Raw genomic sequence first — 350 nt, 5'->3', positions numbered from 1 at the left:
GTCACACACCACCCACAAGCGATGCTTCACCGGGACCGGCAAACTGAAGGACAACCAACACGGCCGCACCCTCAGACACCCAACAGCGTGCCCGACCTGGCCCCTCCCGTTCTTGCGTTCCACACCGAAGCAGTACTAACAGGATCAAGAGAAACCATGCCGAATAGTCAACGTTCCACCCATGAGCAACCAGCATCAGACACTCGCTGATGTACTGGCCTCTGGACCCCCGCCCCGAAGAGCAAGAGCCAAGATGCTCCTTAGAAAGGAGGTGATCCAGCCGCACCTTCCGGTACGGCTACCTTGTTACGACTTCGTCCCAATCGCCAGTCCCACCTTCGACAGCTCCC

General features: G+C 58.6%; 1 rRNA gene. It reads right to left on the bottom strand.

Features of this window, described 5'->3' with window-relative positions:
• Nucleotides 1-264: 264 nt before the first annotated feature.
• A 16S ribosomal RNA gene (locus IG02_RS0135590) occupies nt 265-350 on the bottom strand; the annotation flags it as partial.

Origin of the sequence: Streptomyces sp. NRRL F-5135, assembly GCF_000719775.1 — a bacterium.
GTDB classification, from domain to species: Bacteria; Actinomycetota; Actinomycetes; order Streptomycetales; family Streptomycetaceae; genus Streptomyces; species Streptomyces hebeiensis.
Note: the sequence above shows the minus strand (reverse complement) of the source record. Positions and strands in the feature narration are given on the sequence as shown.